Raw genomic sequence first — 6,633 nt, forward strand, 5'->3', positions numbered from 1 at the left:
TCTTTGGCAGCTTGGCGGGCATTGGTTTGGGGCTATTTCTACGCAATCAACCCGTGGACACAGTGACCCCTCCTCCCCTGCGTCCTCAGGAGCAGGAATTTCCACCGACGCTGCCAACTGTCGTGCCACCCGTGGAGATGACGCCCACCCCCACACCGACCCCAGAGCCAGAACCAACCCCTACAGAACCACCGCCCACCCCAGAGCCGACAGAAACTCCCACCCCTAGCCCGAGTCCTGAGGAAGCATCCCCAGAGCCAACACCGACTCCTCCGCCATCTCTATCTCCAAAACCCCCAAAGTCCCCAAGGAGCGCAGAGCCTCCCGTCGCCCCCCCCACCACCGTTGAACCCTCGCCACCGCCACCGACAGACGCAATGCCTGAGGTGTCACCCCCGCCAGTCAGTAACAGTCACACTGAACCGAGCACCCCCTAGGGATGGGCTAATTCTGAAGTGCTCGCAAGAAGGCACCTAAGCGACTAAACACTCCCTGCCCGCGGGGTTTGCCTTGGGGCACCAGGGCACGCTCAATGTCTTCACGACTGGGGCGTTGCTCAAATTCTGCAAGACAGGTGGGGGCTGTTTCACCGTATTGCCAAATTTGCCACGGTTGCGGATAACAACGCCAGAGAATGATGGTTTCTGCCAGAGGACGCAGGTAATAGCAGGGTTCGAGGGTGTTCAAGAAACGCTCCCGCAATCGCCGACCGGCGTAGCCAATGCCAACGACCGCCACATCCTGAAGCCTTGGGTTCAAAAGGATAAAGGGGCGATCGCCAGCAGTTTCACACATCTGCTCAATGGCGTTGACTTCTACAGGGGTGGGGGCGACGATGACAATGGCGCGATCGCTGGGTTGAATAGGCGTCAGTAATTCATTCACCCCCCGCACACTATAGGCAGTTTCACCCCATTCTCGACGGGCCAGGGCAGCGGATCCGGCATCGGCAAAAAAGACCTTGAGATCAGAACCGAATTCTGTAAAGAGGGAAAGATAGTTAGCGGCAAAAGCCATGGTGTTGAGTTCCGGCAACAGGATCTCGATTTGCAGGCGGTTTTTACCCTTTTGGAGCGCCGCCTGGGTGGCCTGTTGCGCTTGGCTGAAGGCAGTCTCCAGACTATCGGGGGGCAACATAGGGGCTAAGCGGAGACCTCACTAGCAACGGTGGCAAACAGGTGTTGTAGCTCTTCCACCAGCATTTTTGCTTGGGAAAGCGTTTCCGGGGTTGTGGATTGTTCCAGTTGGGCAGCGATGGTTTGCATGGCAGTAATGCCAACATTGCCACTGGCTCCCTTGAGATGGTGGGCATCCCGCTTAATTTGCTCAATGTTGCCTTGATTGACGGCGTTAGCCAAGGTCTGGAGGCGTTGCTGGGCATCCTCGACAAAGGTTTGCAGCAATTCCAATTCAAACTCGCGATCGCCCCCCGAAAGGGTCGCGAGATAATCCCAGTCAATCGGCGATGTCATCAATTCATTGTCCCCGACAGATTCTTCGTCGTTATTGTAGCCTGTACAAGCTAGGGCTGTTCAAGGACGAGGAGAGGAAACCCAAGGCCAAATTTGTAACAATTCTTAACTTCATCACCGTGGCTTGCCCCCTTGGCGAAATAAGGAATTGAATGGCACTATCGCAGTGGTTGAGCCAACAGCAGCGACAATATCGAGGAACTATGGGCGATCGCGTGACGGTGGGGATTGTGGGAGCCTCTGGGTATGGGGGCGTCCAACTGGTGCGTTTACTCCTTGACCATCCCCAAGTGGAGATTACCTACCTTGGCGGCGAGGGCAGTGCCGGTCGCCCCTACACAGAGCTATATCCCCATTTGCAGGGTCGGGTGAATCTCACGGTGGAACCCGTCTCCGTGGAGGTGATTCGCGATCGCGCCCAAGTGGTGTTTCTCTCTTTGCCCAATGGCCTTGCCTGCAAACTTGCCCCGCAACTTCTTGAGCAGGGTTGCAAAGTACTGGATTTATCGGCGGACTATCGCTTTCAGGACTTGAAAACCTACACCCGGTGGTACGGGGAACCCCGCGAAGATGGCGCCACGGCTCAAAAAGCAGTGTATGGTTTGCCAGAACTCTATCGCGATCGCATCCGCCAAAGTTCCCTCATTGGTTGTCCGGGGTGTTATCCCACCGCTAGTTTGCTGGCACTCGCTCCCTTGATGAAGCAGGGTTTGATTGAACCAAATACGGCGATTATTGATGCCAAGTCCGGTACCTCCGGTGGCGGGCGTCAGGGCAAAATCAATCTCCTCCTCGCAGAGGCTGATAACTCCCTTGCCGCCTACAGTGTTGCCCGCCATCGCCATACCCCAGAAATTGAGGCTATCTGTAGCGAGCTAGCCGGTCAAAGTGTGCTTGTCCAGTTTACGCCCCACCTTGTGCCCATGCCGCGGGGAATTTTGGCCACCGTCTATGCCACGCTGCGAGATCCGGGTTTAGTGCGCGAGGATTTAATCACGATTTATCAAGCCTTTTATCGCCATTCCCCTTGGGTGAATATCCTGCCTCCTGGCCTCTATCCGCAGACTAAATGGGCATGGGGCACCAATGCCTGTTTTATTGGCATCGAGGTAGATGAGCGCACCGGACGCATTATTGTCATGTCTGCCATTGATAACCTGATGAAAGGGCAGGCCTCCCAAGCCGTGCAGTGCTTAAATTTAATGATGGATTGGCCAGAGACCATGGGTCTGCCACAGGTGGCCTTTTATCCCTAGACCTCAAGTTTCATCCCGTTCAACTAAGGGCAGGCGATCGCGCCGTAACAGCTCCGTACTCCTTGCACTCAAGGACAGTCCCATCCGCCATAGTCCCTGCCCTAGGCACAAAGCTGCCAGAAAGGGAGCAGTACTCAGGCTTAACAGTAGCGTTGTCGGCGTCAAGCGAGCCATTAGAACTCATCACTATCTGAACTCTCCGTGTCCTCCTCAGGAGGATGAACTCTCCGTGCCCTCCTCAGGAGGAACATTGGCAAAGAGTAAGTCTCGCGATTTCTTCAGTTGCTTCCAAAGCGCCTTAATTTGATGGTAGGCTTCCTCAGGGCTAATCTTACCGCCGGTTTCCAGACCGCAAATATAGCTTACCCGTTGAGCAAATTCTTGCAAATTGGCATTAAAGGCCAAGTTTTGCGGTGTAAAGGCACCGTGGTAGCGACTGGTGGGGAAGAGGAATTTTTCTTTGTCAAATTTCGGTTTGGGCAATTCAGACACAAGGGTAGGCCTTTGCCGGTGAGGTTACTCTCTATTTTATCGAAAACCTTAAGATTCTTATCGCCATAGAGCAGCAACTTTTTCAAAGTAGCCCCAGCATGTGCAATGGCCCTTGGCCACTAATCAACTCAATGATCAGGGCTAAAAAGCCCAGCATGGCCAAGCGACCGTTCCAGCGTTCGGCAGCAGAGGTCATGCCCCATTCCCAGCGCTCTTGAGGATAGAGTTTCACCCGCTTACGCGACTTGTTCACCTCAGCAAAGGTACGGGGTGGCGCCGCCAGGGCCTCCTTCACCAGTTGGGCAAGGGCACCAATAAAGCCGCTGTGATCGTTGAGGGCAGGCACTCGCCGAAAGACTTCAATCCCCGCTTCTTCAGCAATCTTGCGGTACTCAATGTCAATTTCTTGGAGGGTTTCAATATGCTCTGAAATGAAGCTAATGGGCACCACAACAAGGGTTTTCACCCCTTGGGCGGCCAATTTGGGAATGACATCTTCGGTGTAGGGTTGCAACCACTCCACCGGCCCCACCCGACTTTGGTAGGCCAATACATAGGAGTTAGGGCGATTTAGGGCGGCCATAATCAGCTTTACGCAGGCTTCGATTTCCTCTTGGTAGGGGTCGCCGGCTTCAGTGACGTAGCTTTTGGGCACGCCGTGGGCACTAAAGAAGATCACTGCTTCCTCGGGGTTGGGGCACTGATCTAATTCTTGGCGAATTAAATCTGCCATGGCGGCCACATAGCCGGGGTGATTGTACCAAGAGGGAATTAGCGTGTAGCGAATTTTTTGCAATTCCGGGTCCTGTTGCCAAAGACTCTCCAGCAGGCGAAAACTGGAGCCACTGGTGCTAATGGAAAACTGAGGGTAAAGGGGCAAAATCACCAGATCGCGAATGTGATCTGCTTTGATTTGGGCGATCGCCTCCTCCGTAAAGGGGTGCCAGTAGCGCATACCGATGTACAAGTTCGCCTCAATGCCAATGCGTGCTAGGGCCTCTTTCAGGGCACGGGCTTGCTGTTCGGTAATCCGCCTTAGGGGAGAGCCGCCCCCAATTTGGGCATAGTTGGCCTGAGAGCGACGCGCACGGCTTGTGGAGATAAACCAAGCAAGGGGCTTTTGCAGCCAACGGAAGGGTAGGCGAATAATTTCCGGATCGGAAAACAGGTTGTACAAAAAGGGGCGCACATCCTCGAGGCGATCAGGCCCCCCTAAATTGAGAAGTAGTACACCTGTTTGGCTCGCCATTCCCAAAATCACCTAAATCTTTTCGCGATCGCTTTCTTATTGTGACATACTCTCAGGGTCTCAGGGGGTAGAAATATCGGTAAGGTAAGGATTAGACAAGACTGTTCGTGTGGTTAAACGGTGACCTACGCAATTGATTTCGGAACCAGCAATACGTTAATTGCACGGTGGAATGAGGCTACCCAAACTGCGGAAGCGGTAGCCCTTTCGGGTCTGTCGGTGGGGTTTGGCGAAGTGCCTGCCCTCATTCCCAGCTTGGTCTATGTGGCGGATGCCAGTGTTCCGCTGGTGGTGGTGGGGCAGCAGGTGCGCGATCGCGGGCTGGATGTGGTGAGCGATCGCCGCTTTTTCTCGCGCTTTAAGCGGGGCATTGGCACCACGGTACAGGGCTATTTGCCGACGTTAGAGGGCCGTTCTTTGAGCTTTGAAACCATTGGCACTTGGTTTTTGCAGGCGCTGTTGAAAGACCTCCAACACACTGGGGGCGGCGATCTCGAACAGGGACTGATCTTTACAGTGCCGGTGGATAGCTTTGAGACCTATCGCCGTTGGCTCTTGCAGGTGTGTGAGGGCTTGGCCATTGAGCAAATTCGCCTCCTAGATGAACCCACGGCTGCAGCTTTGGGGTATGGGGTGGCCGATCGCCCGCTAATCCTGGTCATTGACTTTGGTGGCGGCACCCTCGATCTCTCCCTTGTGGAACTCAAGACTGATCAACGCCAGAGCCGTCCCTTGGGATTTATTCTCAAGTGGGGCGATCGCCGGTGGGTCTCAAGCGACAACCAACGTCCCCGCACAGCGCGGGTGATTGCCAAGGCGGGCTTGAGTTTAGGGGGCACAGACATTGACCACTGGATTGTGGATGAGTGGGTGAAGCGGGGCATGACCGCCAATAGCCTGCTCCTGCGCCTTGCCGAACGCTTAAAAATTCAACTGTCGCAGCAGCTCTACGCCCAAGAGGTGTACTTTGACAGCGAAACATTCACCACCCTTGAACTGCGGCTGGAGCGAGCTGAACTGGAGGAGATTCTCCACCGGCGGCAGTTTTTCCAACGCCTCGATGAGGCTCTTGGCCAAGTGCTACAACAGGCCCGCCGCCAAGGGATCACCCCTGACACGATTGATGCGGTGCTGTTGGTGGGGGGAACCACGCAAATTCCCGCGGTGCAAAAATGGGTGGCGGAGTATTTTGACGCCCCAAAGATCAACGCCCAACAGCCCTTTACAGCGGTGGCCATGGGTGCCCTAGCAGTGACCCAAGGACTGGAGCTTAAGGATTTTCTCTACCACAGCTACGGCATTCGCTTTTGGGATGCAAAGCTTAATCGTCATGGCTGGCAGCCGATTATCCACCGCGGTCAACCCTACCCCATGAGCGAACCCGTGGAGTTGATTTTAGGAGCCTCCACAGAGGGGCAGCCCAGTATTGAACTGGTGATTGGGGAATTGGGAGATGAGCAAGGGGGCGTGGAAATCTTTTTTGATGGCGATCGCCTGATTACCCGCAGCGCCGGTGAACGCACGGTGCAGCCCCTGAATGACACCCCCCAGGGCAAAACCCTCGCCAAACTGGATCCCCCTGGCTATCCGGGGAGCGATCGCCTTCGTGTTCTCTTTCAAGTGGATGGCGATCGCCAACTGCGGGTCACCGTTGACGACTTACTGACCCAAGAGCGTCTCATTAACTATCAAATCGTGACCCAATTGCGCTAACCAATTCCCTGAGTTGTGGCCAGTCATCCCCTGCCCCAAACCACCGCCTATGTCCGCATCATTGCCCAAAGTTGGCAAGAGGGTCACATTCGTGGCTACGTCTGCGCCGGCGAGTACCAGTGGGAATTTTGCTGGCAATTTAAGGCGAAAAAACTTCTGGTTTCCCCTACTTTAGGGCGTGCCCTCATTAAAGAACCCTTGGGGCGGTTTCTGGAGGCGCAGGACTACCAACTAGAGCCGGGAGGCAATTATGAATTTGTGGTTCGTGCTAAATTTTAGGCTGTTTCCTTGTGCCTAAGCTACAATCAGGGAAGAAACCTGTGCTGATATTGCCAGATAGCCTATGTTCTTGAGCGAATTAGCGCCCCTTCTCAAGGAGTTGAGTCAAAAACCCGTTGCCTTTATGGGGGGCTTTGTCTCTGGATTGTTGGGGTTAAGCCTTGATCAAAAG

General features: G+C 54.6%; 8 protein-coding genes and 1 pseudogene. 4 read left to right on the forward strand and 5 right to left on the reverse strand.

The features are described 5' to 3' along the window. Positions 1–437, forward strand: a pseudogene (locus Q0683_RS09370) (serine/threonine protein kinase); the annotation flags it as partial. A 7-nt stretch (positions 438–444) separates the two neighbouring features. Here Q0683_RS09370 and Q0683_RS09375 read toward each other — a convergent pair. Together Q0683_RS09375 and Q0683_RS09380 are read right to left on the reverse strand one after the other, a co-directional pair. After that, positions 445–1,137, reverse strand: a complete 693-nt coding sequence (locus Q0683_RS09375; protein WP_298613778.1) for a DUF1995 family protein — start codon at positions 1,135–1,137, stop codon at positions 445–447. Positions 1,138–1,142: 5 nt separating this feature from the next. Further along, positions 1,143–1,472 (reverse strand): Hpt domain-containing protein, encoded by a 330-nt coding sequence (locus tag Q0683_RS09380; RefSeq protein ID WP_298613775.1) that lies wholly within the window; start codon positions 1,470–1,472, stop codon positions 1,143–1,145. A 203-nt stretch (positions 1,473–1,675) separates the two neighbouring features. On the opposite strand from Q0683_RS09380, the gene argC reads away from it, so the two are divergent. Next, positions 1,676–2,728, forward strand: coding sequence for an N-acetyl-gamma-glutamyl-phosphate reductase (gene argC / locus Q0683_RS09385; protein WP_298613812.1), 1,053 nt, complete (start codon positions 1,676–1,678; stop codon positions 2,726–2,728). A 3-nt stretch (positions 2,729–2,731) separates the two neighbouring features. On the opposite strand, the gene Q0683_RS09390 is transcribed toward argC, so the two are convergent. From Q0683_RS09390 to hemH, 3 genes are all read right to left on the reverse strand, one after another. Further along, positions 2,732–2,902 (reverse strand): hypothetical protein, encoded by a 171-nt coding sequence (locus tag Q0683_RS09390; protein ID WP_298613773.1) that lies wholly within the window; start codon positions 2,900–2,902, stop codon positions 2,732–2,734. 36 nt (positions 2,903–2,938) lie between these two features. After that, a complete protein-coding gene (locus Q0683_RS09395; RefSeq protein WP_298977419.1) occupies positions 2,939–3,211 on the reverse strand; it encodes a hypothetical protein in 273 nt (90 codons plus the stop codon). Between the two features lie 91 nt (positions 3,212–3,302). Continuing rightward, entirely contained in the window at positions 3,303–4,469 is a 1,167-nt protein-coding gene (gene hemH, locus Q0683_RS09400; RefSeq protein ID WP_298613769.1) for a ferrochelatase, read from the reverse strand. A 120-nt stretch (positions 4,470–4,589) separates the two neighbouring features. Between hemH and Q0683_RS09405 the strand changes: the two genes are divergently transcribed. Continuing rightward, positions 4,590–6,182 (forward strand): Hsp70 family protein, encoded by a 1,593-nt coding sequence (locus Q0683_RS09405; RefSeq protein ID WP_298977420.1) that lies wholly within the window; start codon positions 4,590–4,592, stop codon positions 6,180–6,182. A 15-nt stretch (positions 6,183–6,197) separates the two neighbouring features. Beyond that, positions 6,198–6,461, forward strand: a complete 264-nt coding sequence (locus Q0683_RS09410) for a DUF3146 family protein (RefSeq protein WP_298613765.1) — start codon at positions 6,198–6,200, stop codon at positions 6,459–6,461. Positions 6,462–6,633: the final 172 nt, after the last annotated feature.

This window comes from uncultured Thermosynechococcus sp. (assembly GCF_938074695.1).
Classification (GTDB): Bacteria; Cyanobacteriota; Cyanobacteriia; order Thermosynechococcales; family Thermosynechococcaceae; genus Thermosynechococcus.